This window comes from Denitromonas iodatirespirans (assembly GCF_018524365.1).
Classification (GTDB): domain Bacteria; phylum Pseudomonadota; class Gammaproteobacteria; order Burkholderiales; family Rhodocyclaceae; genus Nitrogeniibacter; species Nitrogeniibacter iodatirespirans.
In genome coordinates, this window is sequence record NZ_JAEKFT010000020.1 from 33,960 (window position 1) to 57,675 (window position 23,716).

At 62.7% G+C, this 23,716-nt stretch carries 18 protein-coding genes; 3 read left to right on the forward strand and 15 right to left on the reverse strand.

Annotated elements, in window-relative coordinates; translation table 11 throughout:
* Window positions 1-5: 5 nt before the first annotated feature.
* The 13 genes from I8J34_RS16395 to epsL form a co-directional block, all read right to left on the reverse strand.
* Window positions 6-2,780, reverse strand: a complete 2,775-nt coding sequence (locus tag I8J34_RS16395; RefSeq protein ID WP_214362712.1) for a hypothetical protein — start codon at window positions 2,778-2,780, stop codon at window positions 6-8.
* Window positions 2,780-3,790 carry a glycosyltransferase family 2 protein gene (locus tag I8J34_RS16400; protein WP_313799802.1) on the reverse strand — a complete coding sequence of 337 codons (1,011 nt, stop codon included), beginning with the start codon at window positions 3,788-3,790 and terminating at the stop codon, window positions 2,780-2,782. Before I8J34_RS16400 ends, I8J34_RS16395 begins: the two co-directional genes overlap by 1 nt.
* Window positions 3,791-3,832: 42 nt before the next feature.
* Window positions 3,833-5,410 (reverse strand): O-antigen ligase family protein, encoded by a 1,578-nt coding sequence (locus tag I8J34_RS16405; protein WP_214362714.1) that lies wholly within the window; start codon window positions 5,408-5,410, stop codon window positions 3,833-3,835.
* Between the two features lie 22 nt (window positions 5,411-5,432).
* A complete protein-coding gene (locus I8J34_RS16410; protein WP_214362715.1) occupies window positions 5,433-7,673 on the reverse strand; it encodes a polysaccharide pyruvyl transferase family protein in 2,241 nt (746 codons plus the stop codon).
* 6 nt (window positions 7,674-7,679) lie between these two features.
* On the reverse strand, window positions 7,680-8,966 hold the full coding sequence (locus tag I8J34_RS16415) for an oligosaccharide flippase family protein (protein WP_214362716.1): 1,287 nt from the start codon (window positions 8,964-8,966) through the stop codon (window positions 7,680-7,682).
* A gap of 31 nt (window positions 8,967-8,997) precedes the next feature.
* Window positions 8,998-9,705 carry an exosortase-associated protein EpsI, B-type gene (epsI, locus tag I8J34_RS16420; RefSeq protein WP_214362717.1) on the reverse strand — a complete coding sequence of 236 codons (708 nt, stop codon included), beginning with the start codon at window positions 9,703-9,705 and terminating at the stop codon, window positions 8,998-9,000.
* A complete protein-coding gene (gene xrtB / locus I8J34_RS16425; protein ID WP_214362718.1) occupies window positions 9,702-10,583 on the reverse strand; it encodes an exosortase B in 882 nt (293 codons plus the stop codon). The genes epsI and xrtB overlap by 4 nt, the downstream gene beginning before the upstream one ends.
* A gap of 38 nt (window positions 10,584-10,621) precedes the next feature.
* Entirely contained in the window at window positions 10,622-11,518 is an 897-nt protein-coding gene (epsG, locus tag I8J34_RS16430) for a chain length determinant protein tyrosine kinase EpsG (protein ID WP_214362719.1), read from the reverse strand.
* Window positions 11,519-11,672: 154 nt separating this feature from the next.
* The gene (gene epsF, locus I8J34_RS16435; RefSeq protein ID WP_214362720.1) at window positions 11,673-13,046 is read right to left on the reverse strand and encodes a chain length determinant protein EpsF; all 1,374 of its coding nucleotides are present in this window, start codon (window positions 13,044-13,046) and stop codon (window positions 11,673-11,675) included.
* A gap of 16 nt (window positions 13,047-13,062) precedes the next feature.
* Entirely contained in the window at window positions 13,063-13,869 is an 807-nt protein-coding gene (gene epsE / locus I8J34_RS16440; protein ID WP_214362721.1) for a polysaccharide export protein EpsE, read from the reverse strand.
* Between the two features lie 49 nt (window positions 13,870-13,918).
* A complete protein-coding gene (locus I8J34_RS16445) occupies window positions 13,919-14,926 on the reverse strand; it encodes an EpsD family peptidyl-prolyl cis-trans isomerase (protein ID WP_214362722.1) in 1,008 nt (335 codons plus the stop codon).
* Window positions 14,927-15,169: 243 nt separating this feature from the next.
* Window positions 15,170-15,706, reverse strand: coding sequence for an FxDxF family PEP-CTERM protein (locus tag I8J34_RS16450; protein WP_214362723.1), 537 nt, complete (start codon window positions 15,704-15,706; stop codon window positions 15,170-15,172).
* Window positions 15,707-16,055: 349 nt separating this feature from the next.
* The gene (gene epsL / locus I8J34_RS16455; protein WP_214362724.1) at window positions 16,056-17,198 is read right to left on the reverse strand and encodes an XrtB/PEP-CTERM-associated polysaccharide biosynthesis outer membrane protein EpsL; all 1,143 of its coding nucleotides are present in this window, start codon (window positions 17,196-17,198) and stop codon (window positions 16,056-16,058) included.
* 305 nt (window positions 17,199-17,503) lie between these two features.
* On the opposite strand from epsL, the gene I8J34_RS16460 reads away from it, so the two are divergent.
* From I8J34_RS16460 to dacB, 3 genes are all read left to right on the forward strand, one after another.
* Window positions 17,504-18,898, forward strand: coding sequence for an undecaprenyl-phosphate glucose phosphotransferase (locus tag I8J34_RS16460; RefSeq protein ID WP_214362725.1), 1,395 nt, complete (start codon window positions 17,504-17,506; stop codon window positions 18,896-18,898).
* The gene (locus I8J34_RS16465; RefSeq protein ID WP_230411879.1) at window positions 18,888-19,673 is read left to right on the forward strand and encodes a lytic transglycosylase domain-containing protein; all 786 of its coding nucleotides are present in this window, start codon (window positions 18,888-18,890) and stop codon (window positions 19,671-19,673) included. Before I8J34_RS16460 ends, I8J34_RS16465 begins: the two co-directional genes overlap by 11 nt.
* Window positions 19,674-19,825: 152 nt before the next feature.
* Window positions 19,826-21,343 carry a D-alanyl-D-alanine carboxypeptidase/D-alanyl-D-alanine endopeptidase gene (dacB, locus tag I8J34_RS16470; RefSeq protein ID WP_214362726.1) on the forward strand — a complete coding sequence of 506 codons (1,518 nt, stop codon included), beginning with the start codon at window positions 19,826-19,828 and terminating at the stop codon, window positions 21,341-21,343.
* 43 nt (window positions 21,344-21,386) lie between these two features.
* Here dacB and I8J34_RS16475 read toward each other — a convergent pair whose 3' ends face one another.
* Together I8J34_RS16475 and I8J34_RS16480 are read right to left on the reverse strand one after the other, a co-directional pair.
* Window positions 21,387-22,694, reverse strand: a complete 1,308-nt coding sequence (locus tag I8J34_RS16475; protein WP_214362727.1) for a hydroxyacid-oxoacid transhydrogenase — start codon at window positions 22,692-22,694, stop codon at window positions 21,387-21,389.
* A gap of 534 nt (window positions 22,695-23,228) precedes the next feature.
* Window positions 23,229-23,645 carry a DUF4870 family protein gene (locus I8J34_RS16480; RefSeq protein ID WP_214362728.1) on the reverse strand — a complete coding sequence of 139 codons (417 nt, stop codon included), beginning with the start codon at window positions 23,643-23,645 and terminating at the stop codon, window positions 23,229-23,231.
* Window positions 23,646-23,716 lie beyond the last annotated feature (71 nt).

Sequence of the window (23,716 nt, forward strand, 5' to 3'; positions counted from 1 at the left end):
AAACACTAGTCATTGGCGAGAAACTCAATCGACTCAACTGAAAAGGCATGGCGCTGCCCTCTTTGGCCGCCATAGCCCCCCCAACCCAACATCAGTTCCTTCACGTTCTCGAGATCAAGCTGGCCGTTGTCATCTCGGGCCCAAGGAGCCGGCCGCGCCAGATTAAAAAGGCCGGTCAGGGTATCCCCATTGCCGCGGCCCTTCGTTAGATCGACCAGCCATATTCCGCCACTGCGCTCGACAAGCTGCAAAAGCAGCGGCGTCGGAGGCGGGCTCATGCCGGTAACATGACTGACCGTAGTTCGCAACCCTCTCGCCGAACTCAGACGCTCGCCACGCACAGCAGTGGCCGGGAACACCCAAGTTTCACCGCTTTTACGCACACGGCTAACGATCTTCACAGGCGGGCAATCGTGCCCGCCAGAAGGCAGTCCATCGACCGCCAGATCGACATTCCGGGAGGCTCGCCCTACCCACACGGGACACTCGCCGACAGGAGAAACAGACAGATACGGCGCGCGTACCGCAGCGGCGTCAGGAATGAGCGCCACGCGGACCACATCGGACCAAGACCCCCGCACAGCCGTGGCCGAAATATAGCTTTCACCGACCTTTGAAAGCGCACTCCTGAAACGGCAGTTAAACTCCGCGCCCCCTTCTGAAATCCGATCCACCGAGATTTCAGAACGAGAATCAAGGGTCAAACCTGGGCCACTAGAACAGAGCACCTTTGCGGAATTTGTACCACCTCCGTTGTCGGAAAAAAGCCGTCCCGTAATCTCAACCACATCGCCATCCCCGACCTCCACCGCAATCCGGTTCTTCTGGCCAGGATCGGGGGCCACGCCGGCCACCAAAACCTTTGCGCTGATCCTCAACTGCGGCAGGGCTTGCCGACGCGTCATTGGCAAGGCAACAGTGCTTGCCGCGGGAGGGAGTGCAGATATCCCAGTCATGAGGATGGGCGAATCCGGATGCCGTCGCGACCACTCACCGTCAACTGGCCTTCCGAAAACATCGGTCGCCGCAATTGAACTGCCGAATCGCGCAGGGTCATCTCCACCCCACATCACCGCAACATAGTCACCAGCACCCCGTCGAAAGTAGACGATCCGACCCTTGCCCCGCGCCTCGACGCCCGCTAGCACTGCGCCGGCGAGATGCCTGCTCAGCAAACCAAGGGCGAAATAGGCCGGACGTGGAGAGAAGTCCTCACGGATCACCCCCCATGTATGCAGTTCCGCCTCTACAAGCTCGCGCCAGAAAAAAAAGAAGACCCGCTCATAACCCGCGGCGACCCCCCTGACATAGGTCTTGGCGAGGTAGTCGGCCTGCGCCAACTCCGCTGCACGCCAGCCACCCCCACCATCTCGCCGCAAGGAATAGCCAATTTCAGTCAACCACCCAGGGCGCTCCGCCACGCCACCGCCCACTTCGATCCCGCGGACATGATCAGCATAAAACCGACCGAACTCTCCCGCGTCTCCATAGAAATGCTGATTGCGCACATCGAAAAACGGGCCCACGCCGTTGCGGTATGTTTCCTCGAAGAACCGCCCCGGCTTACCCGCTGCCGCGCCGATCAGAACGCGAATTGCCGGATCCACCGACCTCACTCCGGCACTGAAAGCCTTGAGCCCGCTCGCGTACTGAAACGGATAGCCGGCAAAGAAATTGCTGTTCTGCTCGTTCCAGTACTCCACGCTCCGCGCCAACCGCCCCAAGCCGGCCGCGTAAGCACGCCCAAACTCAAAAGCAGCCGCATCATCCCGCGGAGGCAGACGATCCGCCGGGCCCGACGCCTTACCCCGAGCCCACGGCGGTGAGTCGTGAAACACCTGTACAACATCCAGCCCTGCCCCTGTTGCAACCGATGCCACCTCCGCATGAACACCCCAATCCGTCTTCCCCCGAGCCGGTTGCGTTCGGGTCCAGCTCAAACGGTCGCGCAATGAACCCACGCCAGCGAGCCGCATCATCGCCACTGATCGTTCGACCATCGCGGGGGGCCCGCCGTACCAGCTCAACGCCGCATCCATGCCAAAGCGAGGCTCGTTCGGCACATCGCCCGGCGGTAACACCGCCACGGCGCCGGAAACCGCAGCGGCCCGGCCTCCGGCAGAATCGACGTGGAGACGGGCATCGTAGTAACCCGGCGGGAGCACCCCAAAATCCAGCACCAGCGGCGACTCTGGGCGATAAGAGCCGGTCTGGACATCCACCGTCTCACCATCCACATCGAACAACTCCAACCGCACACGCCCTTCAACAGACGACGGAACAAGTTTGACCGACCACTTGGCCGAGCGCCCGTCGGTAATGACGCCATTCCCGGCCGCGCTCAGCGTCGCCACAACCCCACGCACCACCTGCAGGCCGCCAATCTCCCACCGGCCGTCAGCCTCCAACATCGTGCTTTCAGTCGCCGCCGCAACCCTTACCTGTGTCGCCCCCGCGGGAACGGGTATGGACACATCGAGCACCGCCCCAGAAAAGATCCCCAGCCACGGCCCCTGACGCGCTCGCCAAAGCCGGCGCCCACGTTGATCGTAGAACACTGCATCTACATACCCACGGGCGCGCACCAAGGAGGACGCGAGCACGCCCGACAAATGGAGCGCGCGCTCATCCTCAATGGCGCACACCTGCCAACGAGATTCCGACACGCCCTTCGGCCTGGCCTCTGTGAACAGCGCCTCAGGCGTCGCGCAGCGCAGTGCCACCACCGGCCCCGCCATCAGCAACGCACAAAAGAGAAACAGCACGCGAACAAAACTCATCAGCCCGGCGCCGACCGACGCAGTCCAATAAGAACAGAAAGCATCATCCAGGCGCGCGACCACTGCCCCTGAGCCACCCGGCGCACCACCTGCAGCAACGAAAAAAGATAGACCGTCGGCAACGCCCACCGGAAGAACTTGCGGGTGACCACCAACCTGTTTCGGAGCGCGTAATACTCGGCCAGCGCGCTACGCCTTGCGCTAGTGCCTGAACCCAGCACCGCCCCTTCCTTGTGATAGACGACGGACTCGGGTGCATACCCAAGACGAAAACCACAGCGTCGACCGCGCTCCGCCCAATCGATTTCCTCATAGTAGAGAAAATAGTCTTCACTCATCAGTCCAACACGGTCCAGAAACGAGCGCGTCACCAGCATTGACGCGCCGGACACGTACCGCATCTCCCGCTCAACCGACTCCCTATCAACCACGCGAGGCCACAGCGTCCCATTACCAATTTCGCGCACCGCCCCGGTCATCGGAACGTACACCGCGCCGCCCTGCGCCTGAACCGTTCTCCTGTCATGCGCGTAGACCAGCGTACTCCCACAAATTCCGACCATTGGATCTTGAGTCACTCGTTCAACCAAGCGAAGCAAGCTATCGGGCGCCACCTCGGTGTCGTTATTCAGAAACCAGACAAAATCGGTGTCAACATCGCTGCGGGCATGCCGATACGCAAGGTTGTTACCACCAGCAAAACCCAAGTTAGCGACAGCAGCCACAAAAGTGACTCGAATCGCTGACAATTCGCCGCGACAAACTGAATAATAATCAAAAATTCGACTTCCATCTGTCGCTGCTACACTCCTAACTCGTTCCGAGTACCTCTCTGAAAGAAAGGCTCGAAGTCTGTCGACGGAATCGTCTGGAGAGCCGTTATCACAAACAACGGCATACCAATCCTCATTAGCAAGACGTTCCAAACTTGCAAGACAAGCGCACGTATCGGCTGCCCTTTTCCAGTTCACTAGAATTATCTTGCAAACCATCCCAGTCTCACATTCCATTGCTCAAGCACAAATAGCGCTCTCATTCTTAAAATCTTAAGTTTAGGCCATCAGAGCGGGCTTGGATGTTGCCGGCGGCCGGTTAAACTCATCTCGACTGCCAGATATTCGCGCCACAGTCAAACCCATCAAAGAAAACAAAATATAGTTATTGTCATGGAGCGACAAAACCAACTTGAAAATCAGCATCGAAAGAACGGCAGCACCTACAACAAACCAGAACAGCCAATAATCAGAGCCGCCTACAAATGCCAATCGAAACGCCCCAAAAACAATCGACACGGACATGGCAAAGAAAAGCATGACTGCAAAAAATCCAGAGTCAACCATGTATGAAATATAAAGACTGTCGACTGTATAGTTCGATACTCCTGTGCCGGATGGAGTCCCCACCAGATCGGCAGCCATACCTACGCCATAGCCGAGAATGGGGGAATCCATAGTTTTCGCCACCCCCCTCTCAAGCATGATAGCTCTAGCAGAATTACTGGCGGAGTACGCCTTCTCACCGAAGGCATAGTCATACACAAGCATCGCCGTAAAGCTCAGCGCTGTACAAATAGCAATTAGAGCGAAGCACCAACCGACGCTGGCAGTTAGCGACAATCGTTTCCGGAAGATCGCGTTTGCGAGTGGCGCGACCACCAACAGCGATGCGACAACAGCGACGGCGCCGTACCCTGCCCTTGACCCGGCAAAGATCACCATAGCAATACCCATAACCCCAAACACCGCGCCCCCAAACCAACGAAAAAGGCTCTTCTTCCATTGAGAAGCTATAAAAATTGACGCTCCCGCACCAACAGAAGCGAATTCAGCAAATGTTAGCGGGTGCCCAAAAGTACTCTGCACTCGATATGACCCGCCTCTCGCCTTTTCGCTCAGCGCCCATTGAACATATGCGTTGGACGGGTCCACGAACGAAGAAAATACATTTCGCCCAATGTAAAACTCAACAATCGCAACAAAAAAACAAACCACAAATCCAACAGAAACAATCTTCATAAATAGCTTTGAGAGGCGCCAATCGCTGCCGAGGATCACCCCCAAAAGAACAGCAATGACGTGAACAACCATTTCGTTTACCAACTGATAGGCACTTGATGCAACGTTTTCTGAGCCAGCGGCAGACACTGTTCGAAACAATACAAACAGCATAAGAAAGATCCAAAATACACGGTGCGACCGCATTGACCAACCGACTTCTGCGCGAAACCAGCGCGAGGCTACCGCCCCCCAAAGAACCATGGCAACAAAAAGCACCCCTGCAATCCTTTGCACGTTGATTGACGGCAACCCGGGAAGCCAAACAGCGACGTAACGTGGCCAGACGATGCTTGATATGATATAGAGCAGGCAAGAAAGGATGGCTAGCCGTCTAAATTTCGACTCAGCCTGGTCTCTTCCAATATATGCAGCGAAGAATATGCACGCCACAAATCCGAGAGGAACAATTAGGATTTGAAAAAACCCCATGGAAATCAAAACCGCAGACACAACAGCAAGAACGACGAACGATAGGATTACAAAAAAATTCACAACCTTCCCCCCGACAAACGGGCTCCTCACTGCTTCCCAGTCACCACCGCGAACAGACGGGCGCGACATCATCGACGGCATTGGCGCTTCGACGCAGCAAGATCTACGCCGAAAACTGAACCATCACCTCTTCAAGCGGCTTCCTCGTCGACTCTGCAACAGCCAGCTCTTCCGGCAATGCACCAACCGCCAGCAGCATGATGACCGTTTCGCTCTGCGGCATTTTCAGGAAACGCTTGAGTTCCATATCTCGCCGATACTCCATGCTCCAGTTCAGGCAGCACGATCCCAGCCCGAGGGAGTGCAGCGCGTAGATCAGCGACATGGCAAACAAACCACCGTCAATCCAGGATTGATATCTCTCACCAGGGGATTGAAAGTTGCATAGATCGGAGGTAACCACGATCACCTTATTGACCTGCTCGGCAAAACCGCGCGCACCTTTTTGGATATCGAGAACCCGGGCTATGTCCTCGGAGCCCGAGACAATCCACGCGCGCCCGGATTGCCGGTTGCACACCGCCGGCGTCTTTTGCGCGCGACGCACCGCTTCTTCGATCAGAGCCATCGGCACGTCAACCGGTGCGAACTGGCGGATACTGTAGCGTTTCATAAAAAAGTCGGCACCCACGCCGGCCACCGCCGCCTCGATTTCGTGACGTGGGAGTGCCTTCACGCCACCGCCGGAGGGTAGGGGACCGAGTGCGTTGGTATAAGCCTGCTCAAACGCGGCCACGCGGCTTTCGAGCGCCGGCTTTTCAACACCCTGCTGACGATTGAAGTCGAGATAGGCGTGCAATGCGTTGAGCGGCACGCTCAGGTGTGCGGCGGGGCCATACTTGTCGAGGTAGCGCGAGAGATGATCCAGTAGCGTGTCGATGGCGGCGACGCCAAAGCCGGGCCTGGGATTGTGGAGCGACAGGCCTTTTTCGATGCTGTGGTAGTGAATCGTGATGAGTGCGCGCAGTTTTTCTTCGGAATCACCGCGAAATACTGACGACGAAAACCGCGAGTACCGCCAAAAATCGTATCCGCTATTCACCAGCAACAACGCTAGCCGTTTAACGACTTTCGCGGCTTCCGCGACGGGGTGCGGCAGCACAGCCCGCAGCAGGCGCTTGGCGCCGGACTCGTCGGTCACGGAGGAAATAGCATGTGCCCCCCCTCGTGCCCCAGGCAGGAGTGTGCTGAGTTGATCCGTGTAAGTTTCGAGTTTGGTGCGAGCTACGCGATTTCCGGCCTCGACTTCGACAAAAAGGTCGCTGCGACGCTCAAATGCTTCGATAAACATGTTCAGTGCGGCCGGGGTGTCGAGAGCGAGGCAATCAATCACATGACGATAGTCGAGCGAATTGAACAAGCCATTGAATTTTCGGCTATAGGCCATTGGCAAGACAGGAACACCGACCGAGAACGCCGCAATACACGCATGCATACGGGCGCCGGTAAAAAAATCCATGCCGGCAATGAAGCTCTTAGCTTCGCTTGGTGACTGAAAGCGCGGTGCAAGCCGGAGTGCGGGATAGCGCTGAATCAGACCTTGGCTGGCGCGAAGATCGTCCTCGGTTTCAGAGGCATCGGAAATAACGTGGGGGACAAGGTATACGTCAACACCGGGCTGAGCGAGCAGGTATTCGCAGACGCCGTCGATCAAGGCGCGATAGTCGACGGTGAGCTTGAACTCGTTGCTTCCACTATACCCGCCGTTATAGAGCAGACCGGAAACGTTGAGCCCGACGTTGACGGGCCCACCTTCGGGCCGCACAGGGCGGACGAACGGCAAAGCGAACGCGACATCAATGACTTCAGCAGATTTTCCACGGTAACGGCTATTTTGCAGAACGTCCATGGACAGGTGGTCTCGTGCGTAGATACGACTCGCGGCACGCATGGCGACCGAGCCAAGAAACTTCCCGAAAGATGACTTGAATGGACCGATGGTCTGGGGCGAAAGCACCAGGGGCTTTCGAAACAGTCGAACCAGCAACTTGGCAAACACCTGAATCGCCAGCCGTTTGTTGCCATAGATATCGGAAAAGCTGTCGCCTTCGCCAATATCAAAAACAATATCGCAGTGACGCAATAGCGAAATTGCCTCGAAATGGCCAGATTTGAACGCTCGCAAGGCAAATTCAGCCGTTCCGACAACGTCGAAACTCTCGACAGAATATGGCGTACCGCCACGCGTCCCGATCACAACAAAGCGGGTGGAGAGGCCTCGGCGGCGTGCCGCTTCGGAAATCACGGCCATCTGCCCCAAGGTTAACGCGCCAACGCCAAGGTTGTCGGACGATATCGAATGCCACAACAATCCAACAGTTAGTGTTTTTACCGGTTCAGTCATCACAACTCAGCTTTTCAACTTCAAAATAAGTGTTGCCGCCAAGATTGACGCAAAAACTGCAACACCAAGACTCGGCCGTGTACGCACCCCTTGACGTTCCACCCACACCCAAAAGCCGATTGAGAGAAACGCATAAGCAACGGAAATGGCCAGAATCATGCCAGTCAAACCAAACGCTTCTACAAAAGGAAACGCAGAGGCCACCATCAATGCCAATGCGACCAGAAAAAGCTTGGCACGTACGGTCTGCCCACCAAGGGCGGTCACAGTAATTCCCTGAGACGCCGCAATGAAACGTATCAACACAAGCAAGCCAAACCAAGGCATAAGGGCACCGACATCTTGAAGGCTGGGCTCAGGGTAGATCCACGCTTGTCCTTCGGCGCCAATGACGAACACTCCGCACACCGCAAAAGCAATAGCAAGCGTCGACCAGTAGAGATTGCGCGCGAGCAGTCCGAACTCCACAGGATCCTCAGCGGCCCGGGCCATCCGGGGTAGGAAGATGCCGGCAAAGATAGAGGGGAGCAATGAGGCGCCTTGATAAAACCTTGCACCCGCTTGGTACACGCCCACGCTTTCATAGCCGAGCAGAATAGCTAGAAGCACTGTGTCCAGATTTGCAAATGCGGTCGCCACTCCAACATCGAGACCGTATGCGCCCCCCCCCCGCATCACCGGCCACACGGCTCCAAACCTGACATCAACTTTGATGCTTCCAGGTACGTGGCGTCGGAACTCGACCACAGTGGCCAATAGGTGCACGATGCGGCCGAGAACCATCGCAGCGGCGACACCGGTTCCCTCTGCGCCAAACAAGACGGCGGCGAGAGCCAAGCCAAAATAGGCAACATTGCCTTCAAGCGTAACGCTAGCTTCTTTGCCGTAATGCCCCAGCGCGCGAAAGCAGGCCATCAGAAAATCGCTGTACGACATCAACGTCGCAGCCAGCAACAGCAACCCTAGCGTTGCGGCCCCGTCAGCCCGGAGCCCCGTCACCAAGGCGAATATGCCCGCGAAAATCCACGCAAACATTGTTAGCCACAGCTTAGTTGCAAAATAAACGCCCATTCGCTGCCGCGTAGTGTCCGGGTCGCGGCCTATTTCTCGGAGAATTTGCTGGGAAAATCCGTATTCGCAAACCTGGACAAGCAGTCCGGCGACGGCAAAGAAGTACATAAACTCGCCGAAACGCCCTGCGCCCCATTCTCGCGCAATGAGTACGAACAAGACGAATCCGGTCAACAGCCGGATCAGTGTCGACATCCCCAACACTGTGAATTGCTTGATCAAGCGCGGCCCCGTGTGCCCTTGCCGCGGTGTATCAGTCGAGCTTGGCACGATCGCCGATCAATACCGCACGGTAGCGCGGTTCAAGTGCGAGCAGGAGCGCGTTTACGAAATCGTCCTGAAGCCGATACGAGCTCTCGTTGTCCGCGTTGATTTCCGAAACACGAAACAGAATGCCGTCAGGAATCGTCCCCTGAATCCCGTAGCCAATACGCGCCAAATTCTGTTCGACAGCACCGCGCACCAACTCATCGCCCAAGCGAATCCAGTAGGTAACTGGCTCGACACGAGAGCCGAGCTGAGTCAACACTCGCATCACCGGCAGTGGCCGGGCTTCAAATACGATTTCATCTTTGCGCCGCTCCACAACAAGAAAACCTTGCGCGGGGTAGCAAACCTCGGGCTTATGTATCTGATTGTCACGAGACTGGTCTTCGCCATAGGCGAGAGACAGCATGATTCGGCGCCCTTCTGGACCGACATAGGTCCGCGCCAAGGTTTGGCTGTAGATGCGGTTGATCAGTTGGTCTTGCTGAGGGTTGACCACACTAGCGACTCGGGACGGATCAACACGCCACTCTCCAAAACGCGCGGGGATTATTTCAGCAAGATCCATCTGGCCCATTTGGTCGACCTGCCGCGTACGCGGGGTAATTGCCGCGGAAAGCGCAACCATTGCGAGCATGAGGAGTGCGGCAAGAATGGCGTTTTTGAGGCCCCGGCGAGTACGAGCGATAGTCATGCGGCGGCCCGTCCTTTGACGCCGATACGCAACACAGAATCGGCGGCGATGATGAGCAGCAAGGCACTGACAAAGAGCGCCATGCCAGAGAAACCGTGCAAGAACCCCTGCCCTGCTTCGTCGCCGAGATGGTAGGTAATGAGCGTGAGCACCATGACGCGGATGACGTTGGCGGTGAAGCTGATGGGGACGATGAGGATGGCGAGCGTGATGTTGCGCAGTACCGAGGCGTGGCGCACCACGTTGAGGTAAAGCAGGCCGAGGGCTTCGAGCGTAAACAGGGTATGCAGGCCGGCGCAGGCGTCGGCCACGAGCAGTTGGTATTGACCGATCTGCAGCATGACGCCGGTGCGGGCGATGGGATAGCCGGCGGCGTAGAGGACTTGCTCGGCCACGTAGCTAACGGCCATTTTCATGGGGGCGGTGAGCGTATCGACGACGACGCCGGGCAGCGGAATCATGAAGAGCATGAAGAACAGCGCGAACCACATGAGGCGCACCGCTGCAGGGCCACGCAGGAGCAGGAGCAGGCCGGCGATCATCCACACGAGCGAGCCGACTTCAAAGATGAGGATGCCCTGCGAGCGGCCGAGGGCGTAGAACAGGCCGGCGACGATCATCACGGGCCAGGCCAGTGCCGGCCTGGCGCCGCTGGCGGGCATGCTTGCCAGTGCCTGCCATTTGCGCGACACCAGCCACACCGACAGCCCGAGCACGATGGGACCGTGCGCCTGCTCGTCGGTCGACCAGATGGTACGGAACAGGTCGACGAAGCTGGGCACATACATGATCGCCAGCCCGAGGGCGACGATCAGCCAGGGGGCGAGGTCGGCGCGGCCAGGGGCTTGGGCGGTGGGGCTTGAGGCGGTGACAGTCATGGCGTTGGGCACATCTGGCAGTGGTGATGCTGCCGAGGCTAGCGCTCGTTCATGACAACGCCCACCACCGTGGCGCTGGCTTGCCGGAGCATGTCGGTATAGCTGCGCAGCAGGCTGAGGCGGCTGGCGTTGCGCTGGGCGACGACGAGGGCGCCACTGGCACGCACGGCGATGGTCTGGCCGTCGGCAAACAGGCTGCCGGCGGGGGTGTCGATGAGGATGACGTCGAATTCGTTGGCGAGTTGGCCGAGCAGCTGGGCGAACACCGGGCGGGCGAGCAGCTCTTGCGGGTTGGGCGGCACGGTGCCGGCGGGCAGCACGGAGAGGTCACGCAGGGCGGGCACGCGCTGGATGATGTCGGGGCCGCCGCGGCCGGAGAGGAAGGCGGAGAGGCCGGCGCGGTTGTCGACACCGAAGAGCAGATGCTGGCGCGGATGGCGCAGGTCGGCGTCGATGACGAGGGTGCGCTCGCCGAGCTGGGAGAAGACGACGCCGAGGTTGGCGGTGATCCAGGAGCGGCCTTCCTGCCGGCCGGGGCTGGTGACGGCGAGGGTTTTTTGTTCGGCGCTGGTGTCGAACCAGCGCAGCATGAGTTGGCTGCGCAGGGCGCGGAGCGCTTCGACCTGCGGCGAGAACGGCTGGTAGGCAGCCACCACCGAGGCGTGGACGGTGCTTTGCCCGGCGGTGAGGTAGGGGTAGTCGAACTGGCGCAGCAGGGCTTGTTCGATGTCGGCGTCGGTGATGAGGCCGAGCTGTTTGGCGGCATCGCCGAAGCGGAGGTTTTGCTCGCGTTGCAGGCGCAGCACGCGCTCGGCGTCTTCGGCCTTGAGTTTGCCGGCATCGATCAGCAGCGCGCCAATGGAGCGATCGGCTTCGGGGCGGATGTCTGCAATGGCGTCGGTGGCGTTGTCGACGACGCGGTGGAGTGTAGTCATGGTCAGTGGGCTCCGGCGTGCGGGGCGAATGCGGGGGTTTGGTTGCCGGCGGCACGAGCCGGGCAAGCCTTAGGCTGATGGGCCATGTGCGCATGCGGGCGGCGCGGCGGACGCGCTGCGCCTATCCGCCCTACGGGGAAGGGGCTGTGCGTACTCATGCGGCGGCGGGGCGGAACGCGCCGCTTTTTCCGGTGGCGGGGATGGTACCGAGCAGGGGCACACCGTCGAGCAGGGCGAGGTCTTCGGCGCCACGCACGCGCTGGTCCATCAGCTCGAGCAACAGGGCCGCGCCAACACCGAGCAGCAGGCCGAGGAAGACGGCGAGTGCGGTGTTGAGCAGCACTTTGGGGCTGGAGTGCTTGAGCGGGGCGATAGCGGGCGAGAGGACGACCACATTGGTCTGCTGGGTCTGGCTCTCGAGGCTGGTCTGCGCCAGGCGCTGAGTGACGAGATCGTAGGCGCGCTGGGCGTTTTCGACGTCGCGCTGGAGCACGGCGATCTGGTCGCGCTCGGCCTTGAGGTCGAGAATCTTCTGCTTCTGGGCATCGAGCGCGGCTTCGATTTCGGAGACACGTTGCACGTTGACCCGGTTGGTGGTGCCCAGCGAGCTGACCACCCGTCGGGTTTCGGTGGCAAGGCGCTCGCGCAGGCTGGCGATCTCGGCGTCGGCCCGCGCCAACTCGGGGTGGTTGGCGCCGAGGCGGCCGGCCATCTGGGTGCGGTTGGCTTCCTGACGCGAGAGATCGGACTTGAGGCTCTGGATCAGGCCGTTCTGCATCACTTCGGGCAGGCTGTCGGCGCTGGCCCCTTGCGCTTGGCGCGAGCGGCTGTCGACACGCTGCGCCTGGGCCATCGACAGCTGCGTGGAGAGCTCGGCCAGGCGGGCCGTTTCGACATCCAGCCGTTCGTCGGTGGCGATGATGCCGCGCGCTTGCTGGTAGTCGGAGAGCTTCTTCTGGGCGGTTTCGAGGTCGGCGCGCAGGCTGTTGGTCTGGCCGTCGAACCACTTGGCGTACTGGCGAGCGGGCTCGACCTTGAGTTCGAGGCTGACATCGATATAGGCCTGGGCAAAGGCGTTGGCCACGCCGGCGGCAAAGCCGGGGTCGGCGCCCTGGTAGGCAATGGTGATGACATTGCTCTCGCGAGAGGGTTTGACGTCGAGCTGCTTCTTGAGCAGCTCGGCCAGCCACACCTTGATGCTGCCTTCGCCGTCGGTCTCTTCGCGCCACTGCTCCTGCACGGCGGGTGCCTGGTCCATCTTGAGCAGGCTGACAACACGCTGCGCCACGCGGTCGGACAGGATGATGTCGACCTGGGTGGCCATGTAGCCGGGGATCATCTGTGCCGGCAGCAGGCCGCCGAGCAGCGGGTCGGCGCTCTTGGCGTCGACCACCAGCGCAGTTTCGGCGGTGTATTGCTTGGGCAGGATCAGGCTGACGGCGATCGTGGTGCCGACCACCACCAGCAAGGTGCCGAGCACGATCCAGAACCGGGCGCGGAGAATGAGCAGAAATTGCTGAAACGACATATGAACGACCCCGGGCCTAGAACAGGCTTTCCTTGACGAAAATGACATCGTTGGGCGCCAGCTCCTGGTCGAGCTGCGGTTCGATGACTTGCTGCTTGCCGTCTTCAGCCCGGCGGTGAATCTGCATGCCGCGGGTGGTGCCGCGGATGGTGACACCTCCGCCGGTGGCCAGCCCCTGCATGACAGTCATGCCGCGCTCAAGGCGGAAGGCGCCCGGGCGGTTCACTTCGCCATAGATGTAGAAGGTGGGCGCACGGTGCACATAGATGACATCCCCACCGGAGACGATCACATCCTTGGCCAGATCGCCTTTCATGAACAGCGCGGGCACGTCGATCTGGGTGCGCTCGATCTTGCCTTTGCGCACACCAATCAGTACCAGCTCGTCGGCGCCGGTGGCAGCAATGCCGCCGGCCATGGCGAGCATGTCGGACAGGCGCATGTTGAAGGTTTCGAGCGGATAGCGACCCGGCCGGTTGACCTGACCGAGCACGGCCACTTGGTTGCCGCGGATCTGCAGCGGCAGGATGCCGATCTGCGGTTGCAGCACGAAACCGCCGCTACGCAGCTGTTCGGCAATGCGCGATTCGGCCGCCGGCACGGTGAGCCCGCCGACATCGACATTGCCCACCAGCGGAAAGGTGATGGCGCCGTTTTCGGAGACCCGGGCTTCAGTGGTGAGGTCGGGGTTCTGGAAGACGGTGATGCGGATGATGTCACCGGGGCCGAGCACGTATTCTGCGTCGGCGGCTTGAGCGCTGCCGAGCGCGCCGACGAACATCAGCAGACACAGCAGCGATTTGAATAGGTGGCGAATGGGCATGGGCAAGGTGGGTCGGTTTGTCAATCGAGAGCGAATGGGTGCAGGCGGCTCACTTGAGGCCCGACACCCCTTTTTCGAGCGCCTGGGCGCTGAGGGCGTCGGTGCTTGCGGCTGTGGGCACGGCCATGGCTGGCGCCTCGGACACCGGGGCGGCGGCATTGTCCAGCAGCGCAGGAGTGTCGCCAGCGTCGGCCGAGGCGCCTGCCTCGGGGGCGGTGAACTTGCCCATGTATTCGATCTGCGCCACGTCGCGCAGGCGCTTGAGCTCGTTGCGCGCCATGTCGGCCTTGGTACGGTTGAGCAAAAAGCGCTCGATGAACGGGGTGGCAGCGGCGAGGTCGAGCGGCTGCTCGCGCGAGGCCGCCAGGTAGATCACCAGCACACCCTTGGGCGTCGTCACCAGACCGATCTGGCCGTCCTTCATGCCGGCAAAGCGCGGCAAGGTTTCGAGCGGCAGCTGTTCGGCCGCACGCACGCCGCCACCTACCTGGAACGGCAGGTTGTGCTCGCGCAACCACGCGACGACCTCATTGAGGTTGCCGGCGGCACTCACGGCATCGCGCAGAGCGCCGGCCTGCTCGGGCGACACGCTGATGTTGAGCTCTTGCAGGGTGTAGATGCGGCGCTGGGCAAACAGCGCCGGGTGTTCGTCATAGAACGCCTTGATCGCCTCGGGCGCCGGCGCTTCGGCCGTGGTGGCGAACTGCTCCATGTAGCTGCGCGAGAGGATTTCACGGCGGGCCGCCTCGATCGCCTGCATGACTTGCGGATTGCGGTCGAGCTTTTTGTCGATGGCGCGCTGGACCAGCAACTCTTGGTCGATCAGGCGCTCCAGCACGCGAGAGCTGGCCATGTCGACCTGCTCGGGCTTGAGGTTGGGGGTGCGGGCGAGGACGTTGTTGATCTGATGGACGGAGATTTCGTCCGAATTCACGCGGGCGGCAACCTGGGTGGCGGGTTTGGCATCGTCCGAGCCACCGCAACCGGCCATCGCGAGCACGCCGGCAACCAATACAACCGCGCCAACTGCGCGACTTCCGAGCTTTTGAAACGCCATGAATCCAACTCCGTTCAGGCCCACGCGCCTTGCCGGCACCCGCGCCAATCAGTGGATGGGAAGGCTCGCGAACGTCATGACATCCGCGATGTGCAGTGCATCAATATATGCCGGGATTGTTACACAAAAACACGGCGACCCATCAGACCGTAACATCTGCATAACATCTCATTTGCATTCATCGGCGCCAGAACGAGCCTCGGGCCCGGCAAGCCGGGCCCGAGGCTTTTCAACGGCGCCGGCTCAGCGACCGGCGCGACGGCGCGCGATCAGGCCGATCAGGCCAAGACCGGCCAACAGCATGCCGTATTGCTCGGGTTCGGGCACCGGCGAGACGGTGGCGGACCAGGCGTATTTGCCGCCGGTCACGCCCATGGTGGCACCACTCACCTGGAAGAAATAGCTGCCAGCGGCCAATTGGAAGCTGCCGCTCGGCTGCTCACCCGTCCCGAAGTTGCTGATCAGGCTGTCGACACCCGAATCGAAGCTGCCGACGACACCGGCATCAGACCACAGGCCGGCCATCAGGCCGCCGATGTCGAAGCCTTCGCCACCACCGGGGAAGGCGTAGGAATAGACGATGTCGGCCACCCCCAGGCCACCGGAAACAGGCTGACTCAGGGTGAAGAAGAAACGATCGACAAAGGAGGTGCCGGGCAGCGCGATATGCTCTTGCACGCCGCTGGCCGAACCGGACGACAAATCGATGACCGTATTGGCGGCCATGGCGGGCGCCGCCAGAGCGCTGCACACGGCCAGCACCAAAAATTTGATATTCATGCTTCACTCCAAAGCAATAGGAATTTCGATCGCATAAGCAAATAGGATGCCCGGCAAATTTTCACCCGAGACCATCTAGCCGAAACCCATTACAGCATCAACACGTTGCAGTCTTTTTACCGGCCGGCGACGGGGCCACCGTTGGCAGCAGTGTCAACTTCGCCGACACGCGCCGGCCGCATATACCATTCGACTAGCCGACATTCGGCGCACATGATGCACATATGTCATATGCCAAGCAAGCGCACAATTGAGCGCAGCACGCCCTGGGAAGACTTTTGCTCACTGACTGACGGCATCGGACTGATGCAATGCAACCACCCGGCCGCCCCGGCTCGCGCACCGGCGCTCAGAACTGATACTGCGCCGACAGCATGCCAACGTTGGCGGTGTATCCGCCGGTAGCGCCCTCGCTCGTGCGCCGATAACGGCTCAAGGACACGCCGAGGTGCAACGGGTCGATGGGCGAGTAGTTGAGGCCCAGGGTGTAGGTGCGGGTAATGTCGCCATCGCTTGAGGCGCTGCCGGGGAGCAGACCCGGGTCGCCGCGGAAGTCGCGCTCGCGCCATTCGGCTGTCGCTTGCACCAGCACCCGGGCGGACACGGCCCAGCTGGGCGAGATGGAGGCGGCGCGCGTGACCACGAAGTTGTCGAAGAGGTCGTCGCGCGCACCGATCTCGCGCCGCACGGTGGCCTTCAGCGCCAGCTTGCCGGTGGGGGTCCAGTCGTAGGTGAGGCGGCCGGTGGGGCCGGAAAAGTCGCGATTGGTGAGGTTGGGATGCTGGCGGCGCGTGAAACCGGCATAGCCGGAGAGCCGGCTGTGGCCGGTGAGCTGCCAGCGACCGCTCAGTTGCACGTCGGTTTGCTCGAAACCGTCGTCGGACAACACATTGGCCTGCCGGTTGGGATAGGTGCCGTCGGTAAAACGGCCGACCAACGCAATCTGGTTGCCAGAGCGCGGCCGGTAGGTGAGCCGCAGCTCGGGGCGCAGCGCTTCATAGTCGCTGGCTTGCGAGGCGGCATCGCTGTAGGTGGCGGTGAAGCGCTCGATGCCGGCGCCGACGGACCAGTCGGGATGCCACCAGAAGTCGCCGCTGAACTGCGTCGAGCGGCTGGTGACGATGCTGCTGCGGCTACCGCCGACGTCGGCCAGATCACGCGCGGTCTGCGTCTGGTCAAAGCTCAGCCGGCCGCTGAGCCGGCGGCCGAGCGCCCAGTCCCACCGCAGCTCGCCGCCCTGGGTGTCATAGTTGAGCGAGTCGAAACGCTCGAAGCCGATGCGCGCAAAGTCGGCCGAGGCGCGCAGGCGCTGGCGGCTGTACTGGCGGTCGAAGGCGGCGCGGAACGAGGTGACGCTGATGCGATCGCCGGGCGATTGGCCAAAGGGACGCACCCCCGGCGCAACCCGATAGACATTGTCATCGAACTGGAACACCTGCGAGGCCGACAGCATGAAGGTGTCGTCGGCACCGATGGCCTGAGCCGGCGGCACACCGAGTCCGGCGAGGACGAAGGCGAACGCCAGCGTGCGTCGCCAGTCGGAAGGCGTCGATCCGACGAGCGGCCGACCGGCAACAAGAGGGCGACTAGGTGGTGTCACAAAAACCCCAAAAAAGACAATGACATGTCGCGTCGTGCAGCAAGGAGCGATGCGCTCCACGGCCTGGTGCACCGCGCGGCTGGCCGCCTATTAAGCCACATGCTTCGCGTCGGAATCATTAAACAATGTACCTAAACGTCACATTTCGAGCATATGATATGCGCTTGTTGCCTTGCACAAATAACTGCACCTGACCGATGCTTGCCAGCCTTGAAAAGTCCAGCCTGCGCCATCGTAGCGGAATCTCGTTCTCCAGCACGATCGAGACTTTCCTCGATCCCGCGGTGGCCATCGCCTCCTTGTTTTTGGTTGCGCTCGCCCATGGCGAACGCATCGACGCGCCGTATGTCATTGTTGCGCTGATCGTTTTTTCGCTGATGTTCCCCGGCACGCTCTTCTTGCACGAGCGTTTCCGGCGCATGTTGCGCAAGACCGTCGTCAACTGGCTGATCGTGGCGGCCATCCTGGTGGTGTTCGGGCGGGCCAGTGGGTATATCGACGTCTTTCCGGAGTCCGTCGTCCAGATCTGGCTGGGGCTGACCCCGCTGGCGCTGGTCGCCGCACACTCGGTGGCCCGCTGGGCCGTTCCGGGCATTCTGGCGATGGAAGGTTACACCCGCACGGCGGTGATCGCCGGGTGCAACGAAACCGGCGTGCGCCTGGCGGCCAACTTCGCCGACAACCGCTACATTGGCGTGCGTTTCCTGGGCTACTTCGACGACCGCGCCCGCGACCGCCTCGACGGCATCGGCGACGCGCCACTGCTGGGCAGCCTGCAACAGCTGGCCGACTTCGTGAAGCACCACCATGTCGACCACATCTACCTGGCCCTGCCGATGGCCAGCCAGCCACGCATTCTCAAGGTGCTCGACACCATCAAGGACACCACCGCCTCGGTGTTCTTCGTGCCCGACATCTTCGTCACCGACCTCATCCAGGGGCAGGTGGACCATGTCGGCGGCATGCCCGTGGTGGCGGTGTGCGAGACTCCCTTCACCGGTTTCAGCGGGTTGGTCAAGCGCGCCTCCGACATGCTGCTGTCGATGCTGATTCTGGTGCTGATCTCGCCGGTGCTGGCGGCCGTGGCGATTGGCGTCAAGCGCTCGTCGCCCGGTCCGATCATCTTCAAACAGCGCCGCTACGGCCTCGACGGCAAGGAGATCGTGGTCTACAAGTTCCGCTCGATGAGCACATGCGACGACGGCGCGGTGGTCAAGCAGGCCTCGAAAAACGACCAGCGCATCACGCCCTTCGGCGCCTTCATCCGCCGCACCTCGCTCGACGAATTGCCGCAGTTCATCAACGTGTTGCAGGGGCGCATGAGCATCGTCGGCCCCCGCCCCCACGCCGTGGCGCACAACGAGACCTACCGCAAGCTGATCAAAGGCTACATGGTGCGCCACAAGGTCAAGCCGGGCATCACCGGCTGGGCCCAGGTCAATGGCTACCGCGGCGAGACCGACACCGTCGACAAGATGGAAAAGCGCATCGAATACGACCTGGAATACCTGCGCAACTGGTCGCTCGGCATGGATCTGTGGATCATCGTCAAGACCGTGGTGCTGGTCTTCCGTGATCGGCATGCGTACTGAGTACCCCCAGGGCAGGGCTTCGCCCAGCCCGCCCCCCGAGGGGGTCAAGGAAACTTGGGGCGGCCCGGCGTTTCCTTGGGAGTACCCCCAGGGCAGGGCTTCGCCCAGCCCGCCCCCCGAGGGGGTCAAGGAAACTTGGGGCGGCCCGGCGTTTCCTTGGGAGCGCCGCGCCCGCCAGCTGGGCGCGCTGCTCGTCCTGCTGATGGCCGGCAGTGCGCCGGCCGACAGCCCGGACGCCCGCTATCGGCTCAACACACCAACAGCGGCCTACCGCGTACAACCCCGCGACGCGTGGCATCTGCCGGCCGCCGGAACGCACAACCCGGCCATCGCCACCCGCCCCCATGCACAGCGCATCGCCGACGCCGCCCGCGCGGCCGGCATCGACCCCGAGCTGCTGCATGCCGTGGTCAAGATCGAGTCCGGCTACGATGCCGCGGCCGTCTCGCCCAAGGGCGCACGGGGGCTGGCGCAGGTGATGCCGGCCACCGCCGAGCGCTTCGGCCATGACGGGCTGGACGCCGGCGCGCGCTACCTGCGCCATCTGATCGACCGTTTCGGCGGCGACCTGCCCCTTGCCCTGGCTGCCTACAACGCCGGCCCCGGCGCGGTCGAACGCCATGGCGGCATGCCGCCCTATGCCGAAACCCAGGCCTACGTACCACGCGTGCTCGCCGAGTACGCTGCCCTACGCGCCGAGCGCCGTCGCCTGCCGACCCGCTGGCAGCAAGGTGGCGCCTGGCGCGACGGCGGGCCGGAGAAATCGGGCTCCTGATCGGCTGAGCGGCCATGGCAACTTGGCCGCAAACCCGGAATAATGACGCCATCACAAGACGACGCTGCGGCCCCCGCCCACGGCCGGCCCCCTTCGGTGCCGCCCTGACGCCCGCCAGCGGCGCACGCACTGCCACGGAGAAACGCATTTCCATGCTTCATGCTTTTGTCGCCCCCCGCTCGCTGGCCCGCCGGGCCCTGCTCGCGGTGGCGCTGATGGCGCTCGCCCTGCCGGGCGCCCAGGCCGCCGGGTTTCCCAAAGATCTGCGCTTGGCGCTGCAGGCCATCCAGGTCCCGCTCGATTCCGTCGGCATCTGGGTCGCACCGGTCGATACCGGCAAACCGACGCTCAGCCACAACCCCGACAACCCGATGAACCCCGCCTCGGTCATGAAGCTGGTGACCACCTTCGCCACGCTCGACCGCCTCGGCCCGGCCTACTACTGGACCACCCGGCTGGCCACCGACGGCGAGATCCACGGCAACACGCTCGAGGGCAACGTCTATCTGGTCGGTGGTGGCGACCCGGTATTCACCCATGCCGATCTGTGGAAGCTGTTCCGCCAGCTGCGCACGCTCGGCATCGCGCAGGTCAAGGGCAACATCGTGCTCGACGACACGGCCCTGCGTCTGCCCCGGCACGATCCGGAACGCTTCGACGGCCAGCCGCTGCGCCCCTACAACGCCGGGCCCAGCGGCTTGATGATCAGCTTCAACGCGCTGCGCCTGACCTTCGTCCCTGAGCCGGAGGTCCCGGCGCCGGTGGTGGTCCAGCAGGTCGCGTCCCTGAGCGCCGCGCCGCCCGCCCCCGCCGCACCCCGTCCGCCACGCGTGTTGCTCGATCCGCCGCTGGCCGGTTTCACCCTCGACGCCGCCTTGACCTCGACGCCCGGCCGCTGCGCGGCGCGCTGGTACAAAGCGCTCGACGCAATACCCGAGCCCGCGGCGCAGGGCGAGCGCCTGAGCCTCACCGGCCAGTGGCGCGACGACTGCGGCGTCAAGGACTGGTTCGTCTCGCCGTTTTCGCCCGAGCGCTTCGCCGAAGCCGTGGTCGACGGCCTGTGGCGCGAGATGGGCGGCAAGCTGAACGGCCGGGTGCTGCACGGCGACACCCCGCGCCAGGCCAACACCCTGTTCGTGCACACCTCCCGGCCGCTGGCCGACGTGGTGCGCGACATGAACAAGTGGTCCAACAACGTGATCGCCCGCCAACTGCTGGCCACGCTCGGCGCCAGCGACCACGACGCCCCCGACATGGTGCAGGGTGGCGCCCACCTGGCCCGCCTGCAGCTGGCCGCCGCCGGCATCGACACCACCGGCTTCGAGATCGAAAACGGCTCAGGCCTGTCGCGCACCGCCCGCATCACCCCGCGCGCCCTCGGGCAGCTGCTGCAACAGGCGTGGGAGCGTCCCTTCATGCCCGAGTTCATGGGCTCGATGGCGGTGGCCGGCATCGACGGCACGGCGCGCCGCCGCCTGCGCGACAGCGGCGCGCGCGGCACGGCCCACATCAAGACCGGCACCCTCAACAACGTGCGCGCCATGGCCGGTTACGTGATCGACCGCAAGGGGCGGCGCCACGCGGTGGCGATGATGGTCAATCATCCCAATGCAGCGGCCAGCGCCGAGGCGCAGGACGTTCTGCTCGAATGGGTGTGGGAAGGGCATTGAGCCCTGGGTCGGCGGATGCGCCTGCAGCGTAGCCGCCCCGCCCCTACCAATAGCGCATCGCCCCCCGAAACAACCCAGCCAGATCGGCCTCGCTCACCGCCTTGGGCGCATTCTTGACCAGCCGCTGCTGTGCCCACGCGCCCTCGGCCAGCGACACCACATCGTCCGCCCCATAGCCCACGCCGCCGACACCGTTGGGAATGCCGGTCGCCTGCATCAGGGCGATCAACCGCTGCGCGACGATCTCGCCGGCATCGGCCAGGCTCGCGCCGGCCACATCCGCCCCCAGCCAGCGCGCCGCGTCCAGATGGCGCTCGGGGCAGGCGTCGGCGGTAAAGCGGAACACCGCCGGCGCATTGACGATCACCGACATGCCATGCGGCACCATCGGCTCGTCCTGCGGATAGCCATGGGAGCAGAAGTCGCGCACCTGCCCGGCCACCGCGTAGGACATGCCATGCGGCAGATGCACGCCGGCGTTGCCGAAGGCGATGCCTGCCAGGGTGGCGGCGAACATCATGCCGTCGCGCGCCTCGTGGTCGTCGGCGCTTTGCACCGCGCGTTCGAGGAACCGCCCGGTCATCTGCAGCGCCTTCTCGCAGCCGATGTCGCTCCAGGGGTTGGCGCCCTGGCTCATCGGCCGCAGCGAGGGGCGATCGGCCGGGGTGCGTCGGGTGTAGGGCAGCGCGGTGAAGGATTCGAGCGCATGCGAGAGCACGTCGAAGCCCGAGGCGGCCACCACGGCGGCCGGCAGGGTGTAGGTGGTGGTCGGGTCGATCAGCGCCAGGTTCGGGCGCAGCCGCTTGGAGACGATGCCGGTCTTCACCCGCCTCTCGATGAAATCGAAGATGGCGATGCCGGTGCACTCGGAGCCGGTACCGCTGGTGGTCGGGCAGGCGATGTGTGGTTTGAGCGGGCCGGGCACGGCCTTGGCGGCGCCGATCGGCGCATTCACATAGTCGGTGAGCGGCGCCGGATAGCTGCTGTAGAGATTGGCCGCCTTGCAGGTATCGATGACCGATCCGCCGCCGACCGACACGAAGCCGTCGAATTTGCCCTCGCGGGCAAAGCGCGCCGCCTCGAGAAAGCTGCCGTCGGTGGGCTCGACCTTGACCGCGTCGTACACCACCACCTCCAGCCCCGCGGCCTGCAGCGAGCGCTTGACGATGGCCACCGGCTCGAGCGCGGCCAGGCGTTCATCGGTAAACAACGCCACCCGCCGCATGCCCAGACTCTGGGCATGATCGCCCGCCTCCACTAGGCAACCGGCGCCGTAGGTGATGGCCGACATATCGACGGCAAAGGCGGCGTCGCCCCCCGCCTGATGTCCGTAGTAGTGACAGCACGCCATGGAACATCTCCTCCGGTGGTCCCCGTCGGATGCGGGGTGATGCGCTCAAGGATGCGTCGCGGACCGGGACATGGCAAGCCTTGCGGCATCGGCGCCTCTGCCCGCCCGCGCAATCGCTGGATTCCGTTGGGGGCTTGCCTTCGGAGGAGGTCCGTTGGCCGGGTCTCGCCCCGGCAGGCGGCAACAGCAGTGCAGGTTTTTGTAGGGCGGGTTTCAACCCGCCCTACGCAGCCCCCAAGCGGGCGATGGCGAAGCCGAGCCCGAGCCCCCTCCCCCTTCTGTGCCGCCGAACGGAGAACGGGGACGGCGGGAATTGTCGTGTCGCTGTTTGAGCCCGCAGGGCGAGTTCGCGACACGACCCGCCGGCGCCGGGCGTAGAGAGGGCACCGGCGAAGCCGGCGGCACAGCGGGGCGCGTTTTCTTGGTTACTTCTTTGTCGCGTGACAAAGAAGTAACTCGCCCGCCGGGGCGAGACCCGGCCAACGGCCCTCCGCCGAAGGCAACTGACCGCGCGCCAGGCGGCGCCCCGCCACCTCAATCCACCGGCATCGGCACCCGATTGGACAGGTTGATCCAACCGCGCACCACCCGGTACAGCACCCACAGCCCGGCCACGGCGATGATGCCGAAGAAGATGGGGAGGCCGATGATGGTGACGGCCATCAGCCAGGCGATACCGAACCACAGCAGGGCGAACCAGAAGGTGCGGATCTGCCAGCGATAGTGGCTGTCCAGCCAGGTGCCGCGCACCGCGTCGCGCTTCACGTAGTTGAGGATCACGGCGACGATCGACGGCAGGCCGGAGACGAAGCTGCCGACGATGGTGGCCGAGGTGGCGACGCCCGAGAACAGGGCAATGGCGTGCAGGCCGTAGATGATGTGCGCGAGGGTGATGAGCCCTTCGCGCGGCACGTCAACAACGATGGGCGAGGACGAATCATAGCGGGCCATGGGGGCTCCTGTTATTCGAGATGTCACCCGTTGGAGGCGACGACCTGTGCATAGTTCGGGGTTTGCCGGTC

What these genes read in the sequence shown, in the direction of transcription:
- I8J34_RS16465 (WP_230411879.1), top strand. Translation starts at nt 18,888, where the DNA reads ATGCGTACTGAGTACCCCCAGGGCAGGGCTTCGCCCAGCCCGCCCCCC.
- I8J34_RS16450 (WP_214362723.1), bottom strand. Translation starts at nt 15,706, where the DNA reads ATGAATATCAAATTTTTGGTGCTGGCCGTGTGCAGCGCTCTGGCGGCG.
- epsF (WP_214362720.1), bottom strand. Translation starts at nt 13,046, where the DNA reads ATGTCGTTTCAGCAATTTCTGCTCATTCTCCGCGCCCGGTTCTGGATC.
- epsG (WP_214362719.1), bottom strand. Translation starts at nt 11,518, where the DNA reads ATGACTACACTCCACCGCGTCGTCGACAACGCCACCGACGCCATTGCA.
- I8J34_RS16445 (WP_214362722.1), bottom strand. Translation starts at nt 14,926, where the DNA reads ATGGCGTTTCAAAAGCTCGGAAGTCGCGCAGTTGGCGCGGTTGTATTG.
- epsI (WP_214362717.1), bottom strand. Translation starts at nt 9,705, where the DNA reads ATGACTATCGCTCGTACTCGCCGGGGCCTCAAAAACGCCATTCTTGCC.
- I8J34_RS16410 (WP_214362715.1), bottom strand. Translation starts at nt 7,673, where the DNA reads ATGACTGAACCGGTAAAAACACTAACTGTTGGATTGTTGTGGCATTCG.
- I8J34_RS16400 (WP_313799802.1), bottom strand. Translation starts at nt 3,790, where the DNA reads ATGGAATGTGAGACTGGGATGGTTTGCAAGATAATTCTAGTGAACTGG.
- xrtB (WP_214362718.1), bottom strand. Translation starts at nt 10,583, where the DNA reads ATGACTGTCACCGCCTCAAGCCCCACCGCCCAAGCCCCTGGCCGCGCC.
- I8J34_RS16475 (WP_214362727.1), bottom strand. Translation starts at nt 22,694, where the DNA reads ATGGCGTGCTGTCACTACTACGGACATCAGGCGGGGGGCGACGCCGCC.
- epsE (WP_214362721.1), bottom strand. Translation starts at nt 13,869, where the DNA reads ATGCCCATTCGCCACCTATTCAAATCGCTGCTGTGTCTGCTGATGTTC.
- dacB (WP_214362726.1), top strand. Translation starts at nt 19,826, where the DNA reads ATGCTTCATGCTTTTGTCGCCCCCCGCTCGCTGGCCCGCCGGGCCCTG.
- I8J34_RS16395 (WP_214362712.1), bottom strand. Translation starts at nt 2,780, where the DNA reads ATGAGTTTTGTTCGCGTGCTGTTTCTCTTTTGTGCGTTGCTGATGGCG.
- I8J34_RS16480 (WP_214362728.1), bottom strand. Translation starts at nt 23,645, where the DNA reads ATGGCCCGCTATGATTCGTCCTCGCCCATCGTTGTTGACGTGCCGCGC.
- I8J34_RS16460 (WP_214362725.1), top strand. Translation starts at nt 17,504, where the DNA reads ATGCTTGCCAGCCTTGAAAAGTCCAGCCTGCGCCATCGTAGCGGAATC.
- I8J34_RS16405 (WP_214362714.1), bottom strand. Translation starts at nt 5,410, where the DNA reads ATGCCGTCGATGATGTCGCGCCCGTCTGTTCGCGGTGGTGACTGGGAA.